General features: G+C 44.3%; 12 protein-coding genes and 1 CRISPR repeat array. Of the genes, 3 read left to right on the top strand and 9 right to left on the bottom strand.

Annotated features, from left to right (window positions below):
* Nucleotides 1-39: 39 nt before the first annotated feature.
* From cas6f to NKU06_RS03985, 7 genes are all read right to left on the bottom strand, one after another.
* Nucleotides 40-639, bottom strand: coding sequence for a type I-F CRISPR-associated endoribonuclease Cas6/Csy4 (gene cas6f / locus NKU06_RS03955; protein ID WP_254728864.1), 600 nt, complete (start codon nucleotides 637-639; stop codon nucleotides 40-42).
* Nucleotides 639-1643, bottom strand: a complete 1005-nt coding sequence (gene csy3, locus NKU06_RS03960; protein WP_254728866.1) for a type I-F CRISPR-associated protein Csy3 — start codon at nucleotides 1641-1643, stop codon at nucleotides 639-641. Before csy3 ends, cas6f begins: the two co-directional genes overlap by 1 nt.
* 24 nt (nucleotides 1644-1667) lie before the next feature.
* Nucleotides 1668-2621 (bottom strand): type I-F CRISPR-associated protein Csy2, encoded by a 954-nt coding sequence (csy2, locus tag NKU06_RS03965; protein WP_254728868.1) that lies wholly within the window; start codon nucleotides 2619-2621, stop codon nucleotides 1668-1670.
* Nucleotides 2618-3988, bottom strand: a complete 1371-nt coding sequence (gene csy1, locus NKU06_RS03970) for a type I-F CRISPR-associated protein Csy1 (protein ID WP_254732138.1) — start codon at nucleotides 3986-3988, stop codon at nucleotides 2618-2620. Before csy1 ends, csy2 begins: the two co-directional genes overlap by 4 nt.
* A 176-nt stretch (nucleotides 3989-4164) precedes the next feature.
* Nucleotides 4165-7518 carry a type I-F CRISPR-associated helicase Cas3f gene (cas3f, locus tag NKU06_RS03975; protein WP_254728870.1) on the bottom strand — a complete coding sequence of 1118 codons (3354 nt, stop codon included), beginning with the start codon at nucleotides 7516-7518 and terminating at the stop codon, nucleotides 4165-4167.
* Between the two features lie 116 nt (nucleotides 7519-7634).
* Complete coding sequence (gene cas1f, locus NKU06_RS03980) at nucleotides 7635-8579, bottom strand: type I-F CRISPR-associated endonuclease Cas1f (RefSeq protein ID WP_254728872.1); 945 nt, start codon at nucleotides 8577-8579, stop codon at nucleotides 7635-7637.
* A gap of 285 nt (nucleotides 8580-8864) precedes the next feature.
* Nucleotides 8865-13463: direct repeats of the CRISPR family, unit length 28 nt; unit sequence CTTCACTACCGCATAGGTAGCTTAGAAA.
* A gap of 99 nt (nucleotides 13464-13562) precedes the next feature.
* The gene (locus NKU06_RS03985; RefSeq protein ID WP_254728874.1) at nucleotides 13563-15908 is read right to left on the bottom strand and encodes a helix-hairpin-helix domain-containing protein; all 2346 of its coding nucleotides are present in this window, start codon (nucleotides 15906-15908) and stop codon (nucleotides 13563-13565) included.
* A 284-nt stretch (nucleotides 15909-16192) separates the two neighbouring features.
* Between NKU06_RS03985 and ompR the strand changes: the two genes are divergently transcribed.
* A complete protein-coding gene (gene ompR / locus NKU06_RS03990) occupies nucleotides 16193-16927 on the top strand; it encodes a two-component system response regulator OmpR (RefSeq protein WP_254728878.1) in 735 nt (244 codons plus the stop codon).
* Nucleotides 16928-17369: 442 nt separating this feature from the next.
* On the opposite strand, the gene NKU06_RS03995 is transcribed toward ompR, so the two are convergent.
* The gene (locus NKU06_RS03995; RefSeq protein ID WP_254728880.1) at nucleotides 17370-17678 is read right to left on the bottom strand and encodes a hypothetical protein; all 309 of its coding nucleotides are present in this window, start codon (nucleotides 17676-17678) and stop codon (nucleotides 17370-17372) included.
* Nucleotides 17679-17874: 196 nt separating this feature from the next.
* The gene (gene ettA, locus NKU06_RS04000) at nucleotides 17875-19536 is read right to left on the bottom strand and encodes an energy-dependent translational throttle protein EttA (RefSeq protein WP_254728882.1); all 1662 of its coding nucleotides are present in this window, start codon (nucleotides 19534-19536) and stop codon (nucleotides 17875-17877) included.
* Nucleotides 19537-19773: 237 nt separating this feature from the next.
* Between ettA and NKU06_RS04005 the strand changes: the two genes are divergently transcribed.
* Nucleotides 19774-20049: a GNAT family N-acetyltransferase gene (locus NKU06_RS04005; RefSeq protein ID WP_253222807.1), complete on the top strand. Its 276-nt coding sequence runs from the start codon at nucleotides 19774-19776 to the stop codon at nucleotides 20047-20049.
* Between the two features lie 94 nt (nucleotides 20050-20143).
* Nucleotides 20144-20431, top strand: coding sequence for a 4a-hydroxytetrahydrobiopterin dehydratase (locus NKU06_RS04010; RefSeq protein WP_253222806.1), 288 nt, complete (start codon nucleotides 20144-20146; stop codon nucleotides 20429-20431).
* Nucleotides 20432-20467 lie beyond the last annotated feature (36 nt).

Below are 20467 nucleotides of genomic sequence, written 5' to 3' on the forward strand. Positions count from 1 at the left end.
TTGGTATTTTTAAGCTGATTTGCTTTTTAAACCTTACAATCAAAACTCAGGCACGCCTGCGCTACGGCTGAGCCCATAAGTACCAAAATGACCATCGCCTGTGCTATCTGTGATAGTCTTGCCAATATACAGCGAAAACTCATGCCCTGTACTGTGGCTAGTCAGGCGGATAAACGGCTCACTGGTGGGCGGCGTTTGGTAGTTTTTCAGATGCGCGGTGGCTTCTTCTAATGACACGCCGTGTCGCTTGGCTTGGTGCGCGATGCGCTGCTCTAATGACATTTTAGGAATAACACGATAATACTGTGCATAACCTGTAATTTTGTCGATAGGAACTGGTTTGATACTGGTGATGTGTACATAGTCTGTCAAGCGTTCAAGCTGTTTGCTTAAATCCAGCTTGACCAATTCATCTTCGCTTTGGGCAAAGACACGCAATTTACGCCCCAAAGTGCCTGAGATTTTGCCATTATCATTGCTATAGCGATAATTGGGAAAACTTACGCCAATCGCATGAACACCATGCGTATTTTTGACATCGGCAATCGCAATATGTAATTGAGTATAAACCTTTGTCCACAAAAAATAAGGACTAATTTCCGAATCGGGCAATAAGGTCATTTCTTGATAAAATTTCATTATTCCTTCCCACTCGCTCCAAATACACCGCCACGAATCAAAACCGCCATCACATAATGCTGATTTTCAACGCTTGGTTTTTCATCTTTTAATACCCAATTATCAAAAAGCGTGTAGAAATCCTGCTTTTGTTTGGGCTGGCGAAATGCTGTTCCCATTGTTGTAACTGCACCATACGGCTCAACCGCAATCGGAAATTCAGCATTCGGATACCAATCATCAATCGTGCGAATGGCATTGCCGATTTTTTGCGAGTGCATACCTGCTTTGTCATTGATTTTATACAATTCTTTGCTTTTGGTTTTGCCTGTATCCAAAATCAATTCTTGTGATGGATAGACTTCTTGACCAAAGCCCACAATCGCTTCTGCTTTAATATTCAAAATAATAAAGGCTTGATTGGTCAGACCTTGTTCAATCCAATTTGCCAAAGTCGCCAAATCATCATTATTTGTTTCAAAATTGCGTACCAAAATATCCTTTGCATTAAAGGTTAAAGTTTGCTCTTTGTCGGCTAATTTGCATGTTACGCTAACCGTGATTTTTTCTGCACCGACACGGTTACGCCACAACCAACGAGCATTGGCGATATTGGTTGCATAGCGATGTGCCAATGTCTTTACGCCATGTTCTTGCAGATAACCTTGCACCACTCCCAATAATTTGGCTTGATAATCTTGCTTATTGCACACATTGGGCTTGCCATCAAAGGGTAATACTTTACAAGTCCACGACACAACGAGCGTATCATTTTCTTCCAACAAAGACGCAGAATCCACTTTTTGCAAATTGGCTTTTTCAATTTCAGCGTCCAATTTGGCAGGGTCATTGGTGATGGCATTTTTCAAACGATTGCTAATCGTGCCACGAATGGATTTTTCTTGAATACGCACAGGCACAACTGGGCTGCTATCATCTTGGCTATTTTTTTGTGTCATAAAGCCATCAGAAATGTCCAAATTGCGTTCAAATGCCAAAACGCTGGCGGTGGTTAATTTGCTCATAAGATACTCCGTTTATTTTAAAAATTACCAAGAAAGGATATTTTGCTGTTTGTCTAAATTCGCTTGGGTAATGAAATACAAGCCTGTTTCGTCATACGCTTGTCGCCAAAAAGCAGTGTCAATGTTGTCTTTTAAATGATGTGGATAGACCCATTTGCCCAAGCCATAAATCGCTTCTACATATTGGCTTGGATATTCCAGATTGCGTACATTTGCCATTTTGCCTGCTTGAAAAATTTCGCTAATTGCCTGATAACCTATCGGCATAGGCACCAGCCAACCATGTCCTGTTTTGATGGATTCGGTATGCCATTTGGTATTGCCATCTTTGTCCAACTCTGGAATATGATGCAATGTACACACATCAAGCAACACATCAAGCGATGTTACGCTTGGATTTTTGCTTTTGGCGTTGTCAATCAATTGAGCAAATTCATCGCTTGCGTCCATGAGTACAAACGCAGGCATGAGCAAAGCAATGATTTCATCTTTGTGTACCGAGCTAATATATTGCACGCCCCGTTTGCCTATTCCCATCACACTTCCGCCTGCCACACGCTGTCTGAAAATCGCTTGCGATAAAAATTGGCATAATGATTGGCTTAATTCTTGCGAAAGTAAATCATCTGCTAACAGTTCAATGACAAAACTCATAACCAAGTTGCATTTACCTTCTTCTACAATAGAAGCGGTACTGCCATCTTTTTTGAGTGGATTGCGTGTTTGATTAAAAGTGTAATCACGATATGGGCTTTCACGATAAATTTTGGGCGTACAATCAAAACATGCGAGCAACACACCGCCCAAAGATAAATTGGCAAATCGCTCATCTGCCATCATGGTGCGTGATAAAGCGTGAATCGCCCCTGTAAACCCCGTACCCGCAGGAAAGCCAAAAGTAATGGGGCTAGAAATAGCATTGGCATTATTGATGACCACTTTGTGCAATAACGCATAACCGACAACTCGCTTGCTCATAAAAATACCCCTTTGCCTGCACGCCCATAAAATTTCTGCATATCGTCAATTTCTCGTTTCCATTCAATGTGCTCGGCATCGGCAAAATCAAATTTAAGTTCTTTAAAAGTCGTACGCAATTCATGATTAAACCATGACGCAAAATCACCTAAAATCACTTTTTGCCATTCGTTTTTGGCTTTTTCTTGGGCAAATTCTTCTTCGCCGTCCAGTTCGCTACGATAAGGGTCAAGCCAAAATTTTTGCGGTAAAGATAAAGCATATTCTTTTGACCAACCTGCTGGTCTGTCTTGCAATTCATGGGCGATGGCAAAAATAGTATGCAAAATGCGGTTTATCGCGTCTTTGCGCTTGTCTCGCACATCAATATTATTTCTAATATCTTGAACCACTTCAATAACATACTTAAAATCATCTTGAACATGATATTTTAAGGTTTTGCTATCAAAAAAGTTTTCGCTAAATTTAGATAACGCAAATTCACGACTTTGGCGAATTTTGGGCGGTAGTGATGGTAATAAATAATTGCGTCCGCCTTGTCTGCTCATCAGTTGGCTGATATTTTGCGGTTTTGAACCGCCTAATTGCACAGTTGCCAAATTGGGCATACTCACATAAGGCGTATGTTCTGCGTTGGGTTTAAAGCGATTTTCCAAAGCCTTTTTATTGTCATCAGAATATCTTAATTGATTGATTTTTAGATAAACTTCATAAGTTAATGCTGACGGATAAAGCGGAATAATCGTCATATATTGAAGTGCGTCCAAGCCGTCCGCCGTGTCGCCACTCGTATGCCAAAGCAACTGTTTATTGCGTTCATGCGTGGTTGGATTTTCCATGTTATTTTGCAAAATTTGCTTAAAATGTGCGTGATATTCGCTTGCGGTATCTATATTATCAGACAAAGACGCAATAAATTCAGCATTATCCGCCAAAATCAAATCACGCACTTTAACACCGTCCGCCACATCAAAATCAAAAAATGAAGCCAATGGCAACGCCGCCGCATTCCCATTGGCATCAAGTGCAGGATTGGCAAGACTGTGCGTACCAATTAAAGTGTGTGGGCGTTGGGCGGTGGCGATAAAATTGACATTGTCGCCTTTGGCATCGGGGTGTATGCCTTTGGAAATGTGTGTGCCAAATTTGAGCTGTTTTGCCATGCTATGCACCGCCAAATCCAGCCAAGCAGTTTTTTCAAATTTTTGCTCAATCTCTTGAATTTGACTGCTTAAATCGGCAATCGTGGCTTTATCGCCATTTTCTGTTGCTACTGCAAGCTGTTTTTGCAATTTTTCTGACTTGCTGTCAATTTGATGTTGCAAAAATCGGCTGACTGCGGTTTTGGCAAGGTCGTTTGTTATCATCACGAAAACTTCCTTTTTATTTTCTATTGATATTTTATTACACCATATTTAAAAACAAAAATCAACCATAGTATTTTGTATAAAATTTAAAGTTGTGATACAATAATTAATCATCGCATAGATGGCTTAGAAAATAGTGTTTTGAATGTCTCAACCGCATAGGTTGCTTAATACGGCTAGGAGCTAAACCGCTCCGACACCACGCCCAAAAATGGGCAAAAATACCATTGTTGTTTGTTGCTATTCAGTCGCACTTTGCTAAACTGTATGGCAATATACGACAGGCTTTGCTCGGACAAATGCGTGTGCAGTTGCACCATTTCCGCATACACATCACCGACTAGCCAAGTATCAATTTGTGGGTGCTGATACTCAAAATTCAGTATTTGAATATAGTGATTGTGTTTACTCGCATGATGCAAGCCATGTTCACGAATGTTTTCGCTTGCATACACATCAAAGCCAGTTTCGCTCTCATCAAGAATTTGCTTGGGAATGAGTATCCATTCTTCATCTTGCTGTGTGCTGTGGCGAAAAGGCGAAACTTGCTGTAAATGCGTGTGTATCCGATTGGATACGCCTGCGTCTCGCCAATAGGCATTGACATAATTGGTTGTTTTTGATGAAAATAAATGCGTCATCAAACGATGTTCCAAGCCTGCCAAAGTCGGCTTTAATGGACTCGGTTTGTCAATTCTTGGGCAAGCATCCACTTTATCCAAAAATTCTTGATTTATCAAAGCATTAAATTCATAACTTGGCAATTTCAATTCAGGCACTTCAAATCCCGGCTTGGTAAAAACAGGCGTTTGTCCTTGCAAATGGCGGATATTTTTCTGCCATATCAATAAATTAGGGAAAGTTGCTAACTTTTGCGGACGGTGTCGCCACACTCGCCCAGCCAGTTGAATGATTGACCGCATAGAGCTTGGCTCAACAATCGCCCAATCATAATCGTGGTCTCGTCCCACTTCCGCCACAGGCGTTGCCAGCACCATAAAAATATGCTGTTTGGCATGACTTTTTGCCATCGCTTGACGGATTTCATCGTGAGCAAAAATCGCTTGTTCATCACCATTGCGTTTTAAGATTTTGTCCAAAGCATATTCCACATGATTTCGCAAAATCAAAAGCTGTCTTGCGTGATAGCACGCCACATGAATGTGCGTATCAGCTGGGAGTTGAGCATTTTGCAAATAAAACGCAAGGCGTGTTAGTTGTTTGATATTGGCAAGTCGCACCAAGCCAACACTCACACATTTGCCTGATTTTTCATCAACGGTATGATAAGATTGATGTAATTGGCTTGCTCCATCAATGATTTTTTGTCCCAATTCGGTATAAAATTTTGCTTGTTTATCTTGATGATAGGCAATATTGACAGGCAACACATCGGCTTTACGGCGAATGGGCTGGGCGTGCAAAAATTTGGTGCGTTTATTGACAAAGGCTTGATGTTGCTGTCTGAAATTTTCCATCTCTCCACAAGGTGCGACTGTTGAGCCATTTTTTTGTTCATCAAACCACGCACAGACCACTTGCGGTGTGGGTTTATTTTGGCTTTGATTGAACAATTTTCGCCCTGCCAAATAGCTTTCAAACAAGCCTGCAATCAAATCAGGCGGTAGCGTTGCCGATGACAACAACACTTTTGAGCCAAACACACCTGCCAAATGCACAAGTCGTGCCAACGCAGGCAAATCATTGTGGTCAAAATCATCAGGTTCGTCCAAAATCAAATCGCTACTCAATAAACGAAGCATTGGAGCAATGTAACCACCGCCCCGTTTGCATTCACAAGCTTGCATAAGATGGTCAATGGTGCAAGTAACCACAGGCGAAAACAGCAAATCTTTTGCTTTATTATCCGCCAGTAAAGTATCAATATTGAGTTCATTCAACGCATGATAATCAGGCGAACCGTCCACAAAGCCGTCCACCAATTCCTCTGCCGATTCACTACCGTAAGCGGAAGTTGTTTCAGCCTGATTTTTTTGTTCATTGATTTCAAATAATTGCCGAACACCGCCACCACCGACCAAAATCGCTAATTGCTCGTCATTTAACTGCAAATCTTGGCGTAAACTCAACCCTGTTTGCAAAGTCAAAACTCGCAAACCTAATGCAATGGTCAATCTTGCCCCTTTTTTCTCGTCCGATAATCCATACATAATGCGAGCGTTGCCGATGGTTTTACCACAGCCTGTGGACGCCATACTCACCCCAAAAAAGCCATGCGTATCACTTTCAGCTTGCACACTTTTGGCGATTTTAAAGGCGTGATTTTGCCAAGAAAATCTCTCAATCTCGGTGTTTTTGCTCAAAGGGCGATGTTTGAGTAATGTCGGCAATTGCTCGCTAATGGTTGGCAAATGCCGTGCAAAATGGGCGGTAAATGATGCCACACCCAACAAATGTTCATCTAAAAATTGCTTGGGCGTGCGTGTTTTGCGGTCAGTATTGGCAAGTAAAGAAAGTGTGGATTTTGTGGCGACACGGCGAGGGTCATTGTCTTTTAATGATGAATAATTATGGTCGCCTACCATCAAGCACAGCCGTGATAAATACAGCAAAATGGCGTTATCAATCGGCTGATTTTGGGCGGATAAGGCTTGTAATGTAGGGTCTTGCAGGGCTTTTCTTGCCCAGCGTTTTAGGCTGTTTTGCCAAGTTTTACTATTAATGACACATTGTTGAAATTTAAAGAAATTTTCAGAATTGACGACATTGGGATTTTTGACCCAATAATCTTTGGCGGTAAACTCTGCATAGATTTTGGCAAGCGAGCGTTCAAGATATAAGATTGAGGTATCTTTTTGAAATTGGGTGCGAACTTGTTCTTTTAAAAACACATCGGTCAAAGGGGGTAAGCGATGATGACTGACCACAAGCCAAGCCAGCCATTGTCCCAATGGGGGTAATTGAGCTAAATTGGCGTGGTCTTGATTAGATTGTAAATAGGCATTTAATGCCGATAAGTTTTGCTTGGCAAGCCATTCATCAATTTGCCCAAAGCGTTGCAACCAATCATTATCGGTTTGGCAATCTCGACAAAGCCACAGCAAAATTTTTAAAGAAATCCATTCATGACGATAAGGGTCGCCTTGTGTACTGCCGTGCGTGAGTTTGTGTTGAAAACCAAGTGTAGATTTACCCAAATCGTGCAATAAAGCGGACAAAGTCGCCATAATTTGAATGGCACTGATATATTGCCAATCATTTTGCCATTCGCTGTGCAAAATATTGAGTTTGGTGCGATTCACAGGCACATAGCCCCATTCATTAAATTTATGACGATTGCCGACAATCCATACCAATTCGCTGTGTTTGCGAGTATGAAATCGGTAACAACTGACCGCCGTGCTTTTGCTGGCGGTGCGAGATAGCAATTTTTTGACCATCGCCAAGCCATCTTCGGTAATGACCGTCTGCCAAGTATTATCGCCAATCCGATTGGCAAATGCGTCCAATACCTGCCGAGTGCGTGGGAGTGCCTTTTTTTCACATTGAGAAATAAAGGTAACAATCATTTCTATATCCTTGGTCATAGGCTTTTTGATTCAAAACAAGACTAGGCGACAACGACCGCAGTGTACAAGTAGTACATCAGGGCGTTGGTAACGAAGTATTGTTTTGAATCAAATGACTATGAAAAGTATTGTGAAGCCGATTTCACTTGCTCAAACATAAAATCGAGTGCTTTATGTTGTGTGAATTTTTGCAAGATTTTTTGACGAAATTCTTGTTCACTAAAATCATCTTTGGCACAAACAAACGCCCAAGGAAGCACAATCGCGTCTTTGATTAAATCCGCCACATCAAACACCAACGCCCCACGCCGTGTCTTACCGTGCATAACCGCAAAGCCGTGCGGAATGCCGAGCACCCACAGCGTTGTCGCCCCAAGCCCATAGGCTAAATAATTGCCATGATTGAGAAAATTATTCGCCAAATCGCCCGCTTCAAAATTGCGTTCAAATGACAATCCGCAATGATTTGCAGAATATTTATATAACTGCTTGGTCATTTGTGCTTCTGCCAATAGCAACTCATTGACACAGTTTACCGTAGAAATTTTATGTTGAAAACTAGTATAAGCTTGCAAAACATCATGGTCATCAATGGCAAATCCTGCTTCGTGTAACTCCTTGTCCTTTGACCAAATTTTTTGAATAAATTCAATGCGTTTTTGTTGAAATTCTTTGGCGATGGTCAGCCGTTTTTGTTCATCAAACCAAAAAGACAGCCACCCTTGTACATATTCGGTTGGGCGATATTCACTTTGTGGATTAAGCCATTCAATTTCCGCCCCTGAAAAAAGTGGCGTTGCACCGCCCCCACAAAAGCCGACCAACACGCCTGCACTGGCGAGCATTCGCATGGCAGCCTGCGTAATGGAAGTGCCTGTGCCAAGCAAAATGCAAGTGGTATTGGCAATGGGAATATTATAATATTGATTTTCGTATTTAGTTTCGGTTAAGTATAGCACTCGACCGTCTTTTTGCATCACACGGCAATGCTCAAGATAAAAGATATTGGCGCGTTTTGAATGTAAAATGGCTTTGAGATCCGTGGGTTTGAGCGTATCCATGGCGTCAATTTCCTTGATGATGAATTTAATTTAATCACACTCATGATAGCCTGTCAAGCAATGATGCGACCAAATGATAAGCTTACATTTTCCATCTGTCACATCACTTATGCTATACTAAATTTACTGTCAGATGATGATGGATGTAAAAAAACCTTTATTTTTTCAACTATTTAAAAACTTAATAAAATCAATAAGTTATAACTGGTCAAATTTTGATTGGGTAAAAAGGGTCAATCCATCATAAATGACTGTTATTTCTTAATTTTTTCGGTTATAATTACTCTTCACGACCGCATAGGTCGCTTAGAAACCTTGGCAAATATTTAGTTATCATCGCTAGAACTTCACGACCGCATAGGTCGCTTAGAAAGAAAATAGGAGTACAAGCCATGTTATTAATTAATCTTCACGACCGCATAGGTCGCTTAGAAAGAATACGCCTCGGCTACCGATTTTTTAGATGACTTCACGACCGCATAGGTCGCTTAGAAACAATCGGGGGGGCGTTCCGTTCCGTCCTATCTTCACGACCGCATAGGTCGCTTAGAAAATGAAACAGTATGACAAACTAGCCCACCGTAACTTCACGACCGCATAGGTCGCTTAGAAAATGTTTTATTTAGCGGGTTTGTACCACGAAAACTTCACGACCGCATAGGTCGCTTAGAAAGACCAGATACGCCAAAAGTATTTGTTACAAGTCTTCACGACCGCATAGGTCGCTTAGAAAAAAATCCCCAATGTCGCCGCCCACCCCCGCTCTCTTCACGACCGCATAGGTCGCTTAGAAAACTCAATGAGCAGTACGAAAAGCAGCGAGCCACTTCACGACCGCATAGGTCGCTTAGAAAATCAACAACGCTACCACTTACTAAGGAGACACCTTCACGACCGCATAGGTCGCTTAGAAACAAGCAGCATATATATATTTATTTTTATTATTCTTCACGACCGCATAGGTCGCTTAGAAAACATGAGCCACGCCCACATAGCCAAGCATAGACTTCACGACCGCATAGGTCGCTTAGAAACACCCCCGCTCTGTCGCCGAGTCGCCGACATTCTTCACGACCGCATAGGTCGCTTAGAAAAGCCTTTGAGTTGTTGGGTTTGTTGGGTCGCCCTTCACGACCGCATAGGTCGCTTAGAAAAGTTAATAGATCGGCAACTGCCCATTGGATGTCCTTCACGACCGCATAGGTCGCTTAGAAACATGAGTGTTGTGGCTTGATTGTGAGCAACAGCTTCACGACCGCATAGGTCGCTTAGAAAAATCAAACTCGATGCAGGAAAACCGCCAAAACCTTCACGACCGCATAGGTCGCTTAGAAAAAATCGGACAATACTGTGACGAGCCTGTCGATCTTCACGACCGCATAGGTCGCTTAGAAAACCCGCATGGACGGCTTAGCGTGCGTGAAATTCTTCACGACCGCATAGGTCGCTTAGAAAAAACCGTGACAGTGATTTGATTGCTGATACAGCTTCACGACCGCATAGGTCGCTTAGAAAATCGATAATCAAGCCACAGCATTCATGCGGATCTTCACGACCGCATAGGTCGCTTAGAAAGATATACAAGCTATCGTACATAGTCACCCAAACTTCACGACCGCATAGGTCGCTTAGAAAACGAACTCCAGCACCATCTCATCAATCATCTGCCTTCACGACCGCATAGGTCGCTTAGAAATTTCATTTTGTGCCTTGAGTGCTTGGCGGGCGCTTCACGACCGCATAGGTCGCTTAGAAAGTCATCGCCTAGCTCATGCTTGACATTTGTTACTTCACGACCGCATAGGTCGCTTAGAAAATCATTGGATCGGATTGCAGCAGACACCGAGCCTTCACGACCGCATAGGTCGCTTAGAAACATTGCATGACGCAGCAGCCAGCGTTCTGGCTCTTCACGACCGCATAGGTCGCTTAGAAAGCTCAAATTACAGCAAATTCGAAAATGGCATTCTTCACGACCGCATAGGTCGCTTAGAAATACCCCATGCCGTCCCTTACGCCCCTTTACTTCTTCACGACCGCATAGGTCGCTTAGAAATAAACAGGTGATGTGCAAATCGGCTTGGGCGTCTTCACGACCGCATAGGTCGCTTAGAAAGCACCGCTTTAGGCGTGTTTTGCTCGATACCTCTTCACGACCGCATAGGTCGCTTAGAAATGTCGATCGTCGATGTTCTGATCATGGGCGTTACTTCACGACCGCATAGGTCGCTTAGAAAGTTGCCGATGAAGTCGCCAATCTTAAGCGAGACTTCACGACCGCATAGGTAGCTTAGAAAGCTCGTTGAGCTGGCTGATTGTCTGCTCTTTCCTTCACTACCGCATAGGTAGCTTAGAAAGATAATATCAATACATTTATGGGGTGATGCAACTTCACTACCGCATAGGTAGCTTAGAAAACGCACCAACCAACACTACAGCAATTTTATGCCTTCACTACCGCATAGGTAGCTTAGAAAATTTGCCTTCGCTAAGAGATGATTTAGAAGTCCTTCACTACCGCATAGGTAGCTTAGAAAACGGTCAGTTACTAGGCGAATTTTGATGTTTTTCTTCACTACCGCATAGGTAGCTTAGAAACACCGTCAAAACTTGATAGCTTATTAACAATTTCTTCACTACCGCATAGGTAGCTTAGAAAAAAAAGGCACAGTTTCATGACTTGGCAAAACTCTTCACTACCGCATAGGTAGCTTAGAAAAAAAAGCCCCGTTTGGGGCTTTGTTTATGATCTTCACTACCGCATAGGTAGCTTAGAAACAAATCCCAGTAGGTAGAGACGGGCAAATGGTCTTCACTACCGCATAGGTAGCTTAGAAATGTGCAAATGCCGATTCAAACTCAGCATCTTTCTTCACTACCGCATAGGTAGCTTAGAAATTGTCAAGTCAGTGGGCATAAATGCGGTTGTCACTTCACTACCGCATAGGTAGCTTAGAAATGTTTGATGTGCGGATAATCACCAACCAACACCTTCACTACCGCATAGGTAGCTTAGAAAATGAGCAGTCAGCAGATGATAGCGGATGCACTCTTCACTACCGCATAGGTAGCTTAGAAACAAAAGAGCTAAAACAGCTCATCAAAGCAAGCCTTCACTACCGCATAGGTAGCTTAGAAATTGTAGGTCATCTGTTGTTAGCATAATTTTGTCTTCACTACCGCATAGGTAGCTTAGAAAATTGCTCGATGTACTCGGTCTCAAATCTATCTCTTCACTACCGCATAGGTAGCTTAGAAATGAACAAAAAGCACAAATCGAAGCTGAAAAACCTTCACTACCGCATAGGTAGCTTAGAAAATGAGCAGTCAGCAGATGATAGCGGATGCACTCTTCACTACCGCATAGGTAGCTTAGAAATATGAAAATGGCTAGTAAGTATTTACTAGCCACTTCACTACCGCATAGGTAGCTTAGAAATGTTGTATCTAATGGTCTGACTGTCTCAACCACTTCACTACCGTATAGGTAGCTTAGAAATTGCTCGATGTGCTTGAGCAGATGGGATTGGTCTTCACTACCGCATAGGTAGCTTAGAAAACAAAAGCACCTAAATTATTTCAAAGGGGAATTCTTCACTACCGCATAGGTAGCTTAGAAAAACACCTGTGGGTATGACAACTTTTCTTGAGCCTTCACTACCGCATAGGTAGCTTAGAAACCCAAAAAAAACACTGCGATCCATTCGCAGTGTTCTTCACTACCGCATAGGTAGCTTAGAAACAGATGTATTGCCTTACCTAATCCAACTGAAACTTCACTACCGCATAGGTAGCTTAGAAAATCAGCGGTGATAACTTTTTGGCAGTGCTAGAACTTCACTACCGCATAGGTAGCTTAGAAATTATCATGGTGCCGATTGTAGGACTTGAACCTCTTCACTACCGCATAGGTAGCTTAGAAATGTCTTTCAGTGAATGATAAAGGCACTTCAAACTTCACTACCGCATAGGTAGCTTAGAAATTTATCAAGGTGGCGTTCCTAGCGTATTGATTCTTCACTACCGCATAGGTAGCTTAGAAATTTGCTTTAACTGACAATGAGCATGACAAATCCTTCACTACCGCATAGGTAGCTTAGAAAACCATCCCAAAACTTAGTAGCTTGATCACCATCTTCACTACCGCATAGGTAGCTTAGAAAATTCGTTTACAATATGCTATCCAATCGTTTGACTTCACTACCGCATAGGTAGCTTAGAAATTTGGAGTGGTATTCACGAACTGAAAAATGACCTTCACTACCGCATAGGTAGCTTAGAAAGATGAATGGGGAATTGATTTAGTAAATACCGACTTCACTACCGCATAGGTAGCTTAGAAAATATTGTGCTAATTGCTCGTTAATGTAATAAACTTCACTACCGCATAGGTAGCTTAGAAAAACTTATCACCGCCTTTAAGGGTGTAATCATCCTTCACTACCGCATAGGTAGCTTAGAAAATAAAAAACTCTCGTTGTTAGTTGGGACAAATCTTCACTACCGCATAGGTAGCTTAGAAATTCGTTCTTCGATGTATTCTTGATCGATTGCGCTTCACTACCGCATAGGTAGCTTAGAAAGCTGTCAATGCTCTGTTCTCGTGGCGTAACTTCCTTCACTACCGCATAGGTAGCTTAGAAAAATCTGCTCTCTAATTCGTTGAATTTGGTCTGCTTCACTACCGCATAGGTAGCTTAGAAAATCGCCACTGCTCGCCGAGCCTATAAACGGCTCTTCACTACCGCATAGGTAGCTTAGAAAGTCTGTCGATTTTCCGACTTCCGACTTCTTGGCTTCACTACCGCATAGGTAGCTTAGAAATACTGGCTGTAATCGTGGACTCAAACAGTGAGCTTCACTACCGCATAGGTAGCTTAGAAAACTACGGCAGGTGGCATTGCCAAAACCACCAACAAAAAAACCCATTGATTTCAATGGGTTTGTCATATTTATCTTGCTTAAGCCTACTTGCCTACTTGCCTACTTCCCAAGCCCTGCCTGCTTTAAAAGCGCGCCAAAGCTGCCCATCGCAGCAGGCTTGGCTTTGTCCGCCTTATCTTGTCGAGCAGGTCTGCGCTCGGATTTGGCCTTAGCTGCGCGCTCGGATTTATCGGCTTTATCTGACTTATCCACCTTAGCAGATTTTTCAGATTTCATACTAAAGCCGATACGACCACGCGCTTCATCGACCGAGATCACACGCACCGTGACGATGTCTTGGGGCTTGACGACATCGGCAGGATTTTCAACGAAATCATCGGATAATTCAGAGATATGCACAAGGCCATCTTGATGCACGCCGACATCGACAAAACAGCCAAATGCCGTGACATTGGTCACCACCCCTTCTAGCACCATACCGACTTCTAAGTCCTTGATTTCATTGACATCATCTCGGAATTTGGCAGTACGGAATTCGCCACGCGGATCGTGTGCAGGCTTGGCAAGCTCGGCAGTCACGGTGGCAAGCTGGCTAAAATTATCCGTGCTGTCATTGAGCGCTTTGGCGGTAGTCTCATTGCCCAGTACCTCATCAAGCGATTTGCCGTGCTTAGCAAGAATCTCATACACAAGCCCATAGCTCTCAGGATGCACGCCTGTGGCATCAAGCGGCTCATCACCATCTTTGATACGCAAAAAGCCTGCCGCCTGCTCGAAGGTCTTCACACCCAGTCGTGGGACATTTTTCAGCTGTTCACGATTGACAAAAGCACCATTGGCACGGCGATAATCGACGATTTGCTGCGCGACATTTTTGTTCAGACCTGAGATGTGCGCAAGGATTGCAGGGCTTGCGGTATTGACATCCACGCCCACAGCATTCACACAGTCTTCGGTGACTTTATCAAGACTGGCTTCAAGCTCGGCTTGATTGACATCGTGCTGATACTGCCCCACGCCGATGGCTTTTGGCTCGACTTTGACAAGCTCAGATAAAGGGTCTTGTAAGCGACGAGCGATTGACACCGCGCCACGCACCGAGACATCCAGATCAGGCAGCTCGCTAGACGCAATCTCGCTTGCCGAATACACCGACGCGCCCGCTTCAGACACCACAAGCGCTGTGGCATTAAGCTTACGCTCAGCGATGACTGATTTGACAAGCTCTTCGGTCTCGCGGCTCGCCGTACCATTACCAATAGCAACCAGCTGCACGCCATGCGCCGTGATCAATTCTTCGATCACCGCACGCGCTTGTTCCACTTGGTTTTGTGGCTTGAACGGATACACCGTCTGCGTCGCCAGCACATCGCCTGTGCTGTCGATCACTGCCATTTTGACGCCATGACGAATGCCTGGATCGACACCCAAAATCACCTTACGACCCGCTGGTGCGACCATCAACAGATGCTTTAGATTCTCAGCAAAAACAGCAATCGCATCGGTCTCTGCCCGCACGCGGCGTTCGATCAATAAGCGATGCTCAATCTGCGCGCGCCACTTGGCTGTCCATAATTTTTTGGCGGCGTCGGTCAAAATCTCGCCATTAGCCTTCGCACTATCCACAGCAAAATGCTTAACAATCATCGCGATAAATGGCTCATCTTCGCCATCGACATGCAGCACCAAGACATTTTGCTGGCGACCGCGCAGCATAGCAAGTAAGCGGTGATTGGACAGGCGGGCAAATGGCTCAGTATGCTCAAAATAATCCTTGAACTTCTCGCCTACTTCGCGCTTACCTTCATCAATCAGCTCAGAGCGAATGCTTGCTGTGGCATTAAAGCCTGTGCGCACCGCATCATACAGATCCAGCGCCGTCGCCCAGTCATCTAGGATAATCGCCTGCACGCCTGCGATTTGTTTGTCCAAATCACCAAAATCAGCATCGAAAGTCTCGCCCGTCTCATCGGTCAAGGTACTTGGTGCAACAAAGCCTGCCAGCGCATCAACAGGATCAGCTCCATCCAAGACAGCGCGCGCAATCGGCTCAAGCCCTGCAAGCTTTGCCTTGGTCGCATTCGATCTGCGGCGCGGACGATAAGGCTGATAAATCTCTTCAAGTTCAAGCTTACTGCCTGCTGCATTGACGCGCTCGCTAAGCTCGGCATTGAGCACATTTTGGGCGGCCAAAAGCTCCAAAATCTTGATACGGCGCGCGGCAAGTTCACGCTCAGCAATGAGCGACTTTTCAAGCTGGCGCAATAAATCATCGTCCAAGCCACCTGTCTGATCCTTACGATAACGCGCAATGAACGGCACGCTGTTACCTTCATCAAAAAGCTTGGCAAAACCTTCTACCTGCGATGCGCGCACGGCATGGGCTTGGGCAAGCTTGGCATAAATCGCTTGATGGTCAATCTCTTGGGGAAGTAAATCGGTCATAATTCATCATCTATATAACGCCGCTTGGGGCAAATTTGCCCATTATAGCAAGTTTGGACAAAAACGCCAAAGCTATCGCGCAGCTTAAATCGGCAAAATCTGGATAAAAATAAGCGCGCCTCTTGTTTAATTCTTGTTAAGACCAAATACAAACCCCAACAATCATGCTATGATAAACAGATTGCAAATTGAGCAAAAATTAACACAAAACCAGTTACATTTTTTTGTGCAATATTGTACACTAAAGCATAAGTTCATTTGCCCAAATTTTTAAGGATAATGAGATGACAGAAGTTCTAGATACCATCGCCCATCGCATTTTGGTCGTCGATGATGATGCGCGTTTGCGTGCTTTGTTGCAGCGCTTTTTGGAAGATGATGGCTATGTGGTGCGTGTGGCGCACGATGGCAAGCAGATGGATAAGCTGATTGCGCGTGAGATGTTTTCGCTGATCGTGCTGGATTTGATGTTGCCCGATGAAGACGGTATCGCCATCTGTAAGCGTCTGCGCGCTGAGAACTTAAGCATTCCAATCATCATGCTGACCGCCAAAGGCTCGGACGCTGACCGCATCGCAGGACTTGAAGCAGGTGCAGATGATTACTTGCCCAAACCATTCAATCCAAAAGAGCTGCTAGCACGCATCAAAGCCGTCCTACGCCGCCAAAACCGCGAACTACCTGGTGCACCAAGTCAGCAAGTGGAAGTGGTCGAATTCGGCCCATGGACGCTTGATCTATCGACACGCACCCTAAAGCGCGATGGCAATGTCGTGACTTTGACCACAGGCGAATTTAGCGTCCTAAAAGCCTTGGTGCAGCATCCGCGCGAGCCTTTGACCCGTGATAAGCTGATGAACCTTGCACGCGGTCGCGAATGGGGTGCGATGGAGCGCTCTATCGATGTGCAGGTCTCGCGCCTGCGCCGCCTGATCGAAGACAATCCATCACAAGCGCGCTATATCCAGACCGTCTGGGGCGTGGGCTATGTGTTTGTCCCAGATGGGGCAGAAGGCTGATTTGTCAGTTGGTGAATTAATCAAATGATGAGCAAATCATAAGCAATTGGGGCAGTTTTTGCCCCAATTGTTGTTTGTGGGTGTGGAGTTTATAAAGTGTCCGAATTCGGACAGGTTGGTATTTACTGTCGCATAGATGACTTAGAAATTCAAATTCTTCTTCCTTATTGGCAGCAAGGGTAATATTAATCGCTAAAGACATATTATTTACCAGTCAAGGAATCTAGCAATGACTCAAAAAGCCCTTGGTAAAGCCATAAATGACCACACCCAAGATGACCAATGGGATAGCAATCACAGGTACTAATATACAGGCAATAATCGCCATGCCAAGCAATAGAATAAATAGCATCAATGACGATATTAATCTCTAAAAAATATGTTATTTACCCACACAAAAAGCCCATCGCAATCACAATGGGCTGCATAAGGCAATGTAGCATTACTGATATTTCATCAATAAATCATGCTTTTTCTGATTGGTCTGTAAAATCGCTGATTTACCATCAGTAAATTCAACATAAGTCAAGTATCTTGATTTTGTTTTATCAGGTAGATTGTGACCAATGAGTAGCGTTGCCAAAGCAGGCAAGACGCCAGCACTCACCAACACACCGCCAGCGATAAAATTGGTGGTAAAGCGTTTAATATCAGCACTGGCGCTTAATATTTCTTCTTCATCAATAACCTGAACAGTCTTCAATAAATTCAAACTGCATGTAACCCTTTTGTTGGTTTGAGCGTTATACAAAGTGATATGCCCAAAAGAAATAGGAGCATCACCAACTTGAAAATCATCAGACTACACAAGTATTGAGCCAAACATACGCTTGCCTTGATTGAGTAAATACAGTTAGATTATAACCATATCCACCCATACAATCAATGCTGCTACCGATATGCAGTAAAAAGCCCATCGACTCTAAAGAACCGACGGGCTTTTGGATTTAACCACCAATCTTCTTATATTTCATACGCTTAGGGCCTGCATCTGCACCAAGGGTCTTTTTGCGGTAGGCTTCGTACTCGGTGTAGTTGCCATCGTACCACACAGAGCCTTCTTCTTCGAATGCTAGGATGTGTGTAGCGATACGGTCAAGGAACCAGCGGTCATGCGACACAACCATCACGGTGCCTGGGAAGACTTGCACCGCATCTTCTAGTGCACGCAAGGTCTCGACATCAAGGTCGTTTGACGGTTCGTCAAGTAGGATAACATTCGCGCCCTGCTTGAGTGTCTTGGCAAGCTGTAGGCGGTTACGCTCACCACCTGATAATTGACCGACACGTTTTTGCTGGTCTTGACCTTTGAAATTGAAGCGGCCGATATACGCACGGCTTGGCGTGGTGTACTCACCCACAGTGATCATATCAAGACCGTCCGAGACTTCTTCCCACACTGTCTTATTATCGTCCAGCTCATCACGCACCTGACCGACATAAGCCACTTTCACCGATTCACCGACTTCGACCGTGCCTGTATCAGGCTTATCTTTGCCTGTGATCATGTTGAACAGTGTGGTTTTACCTGCACCATTTGGCCCGATGATACCGACGATCGCCATCGGTGGTACGGTGAATGATAGGTTTTCGTACAGCAAGCGATCGCCAAATGATTTTGAGATGTTATTGACTTCAATCACTTTATTGCCTAGGCGTGGGCCTGGTGGAATATAGATTTCGGCGGTTTCGTTGCGTTGTTGGAATTCACGAGAGTTCATCTCTTCAAAACGCTCTAGACGAGACTTAGATTTGGCTTGCTGACCTTTTTGGTTCTTGCGTACCCATTCCAATTCTTGTTTCAACGCTTTGGCAAAGGCTTCTTCTTGCTTTTGCTCTTGCTCTAGGCGTTTGTTCTTCTGCTCAAGCCATTCGGTGTAGTTACCTTGGTATGGATAGCCATAGCCACGGTCAAGCTCCAAAATCCACTCAGCGACATTGTCAAGGAAATAGCGGTCGTGGGTAATCGCCACAATCGTACCCGAATAGTCTTTTAAGAAACGCTCAAGCCATGCCACCGATTCTGCATCCAAGTGGTTAGTCGGCTCGTCAAGTAGCAGCATATCAGGCTTGGACAATAGCAGACGGCACAGGGCGACACGGCGTTTCTCACCACCTGATAGCTTAGAGACATCGGCATCCCATGGTGGTAGGCGAAGTGCATCCGCCGCTTTTTCAAGCTGAGTGTTTAGGTTGTGTGCATCCCATGCTTGGATGATGTCTTCCATCTTGCCCTGCTCAGCAGCAAGCTTATCAAAGTCTGCATCAGGCTCAGCATATTCGGCATAAATTTGGTTCAGACGGTCAAGAGCATCCAGCGCTTCACGCACACCATCTTCGACATTTTCACGCACGGTTTTGTTCGGGTCCAGCTGTGGTTCTTGGGGTAGATAGCCGACCTTGATGCCTGCTTGCGGGCGCGCTTCACCGCTGAACTCGGTATCCACGCCTGCCATGATGCGTAGTAGCGTTGATTTGCCCGCACCATTTAGACCTAGGACACCGATTTTGGCACCTGGGAAAAACGACAGACTGATGTCTTTTAGGATTTCACGCTTTGGGGGAACAATTTTTGACACCTTGTTCATGGTGTAAATATATTGGGCCATAGTTTTCCTGTGGGGTTGAATGACAATAAAAGCTTAACTTGATATTATCGCATTGATACCCGATTTGGGCAAGGTATTTTGGGTTTGAAAATTAAATCTGCAAAATAAATTCAACCCCCACCAACCACAACCATGAAAATCCCATCACCACCCTTCAAAACCCATTTACAATCCCACCAAACTGCCTTATCATAAGCCAAAAGCACAAATTTTATAACCACAACCAAGGACACCGCCATGACCACCATCGCCCACAATGCCGCCACTCAGCGTTTTGAGACCACCATCGATGGACACACCGCCTATCTAAGCTATCAGATCATCGATGAGCGCACTTGGAACATTGACCACACCATCGTCCCTGATGCACTTGGCGGTCGCGGCTTAGGCTCGGCACTTGCCAAGACAGCGCTTGATTTTGCCCGTGATCACGACATCAAAATCGTGCCAAGCTGCTCATTTGTCGCGCATTACATAAATAAGCACCAAGATTACCAAAATGTGCTAAAATAAGCGATAACCCATTCACTTTTATCATCGATCCAACCGCTTGAAAATTGCTTGAATTGACAAGATTTTTACAAGCAACTTTTTTACAAGGAATATCATGAGCAGCTTAACTCCCGACCAAGTCGCCCTACAGCTTGACGGTTTGCCAAATTGGTCGCTAGATGGCAACAGCCTAATCAAAACCTATACTTTTGAAGACTTTGCTACGGCGGTAAGCTTCATGGTACGCGTGGCGTTTTTCGCCCAAAGCCTTGAGCATTATCCTGTGTGGAGTCATGATTATAATGTGCTGAGTGTGCGCATCGGCGACCCAAGCCAACACGCTGTCCAAAGCCGTGATGTACAGCTTGCCAAGCGTATGGAAAGCTCGCTGCAGGCGTTGTAATTCATTAAAAGTAAAATAAGCAATGGCTGATGCGGT

The organism is Moraxella sp. FZLJ2109 (assembly GCF_024296965.1).
GTDB lineage: Bacteria > Pseudomonadota > Gammaproteobacteria > Pseudomonadales > Moraxellaceae > Moraxella.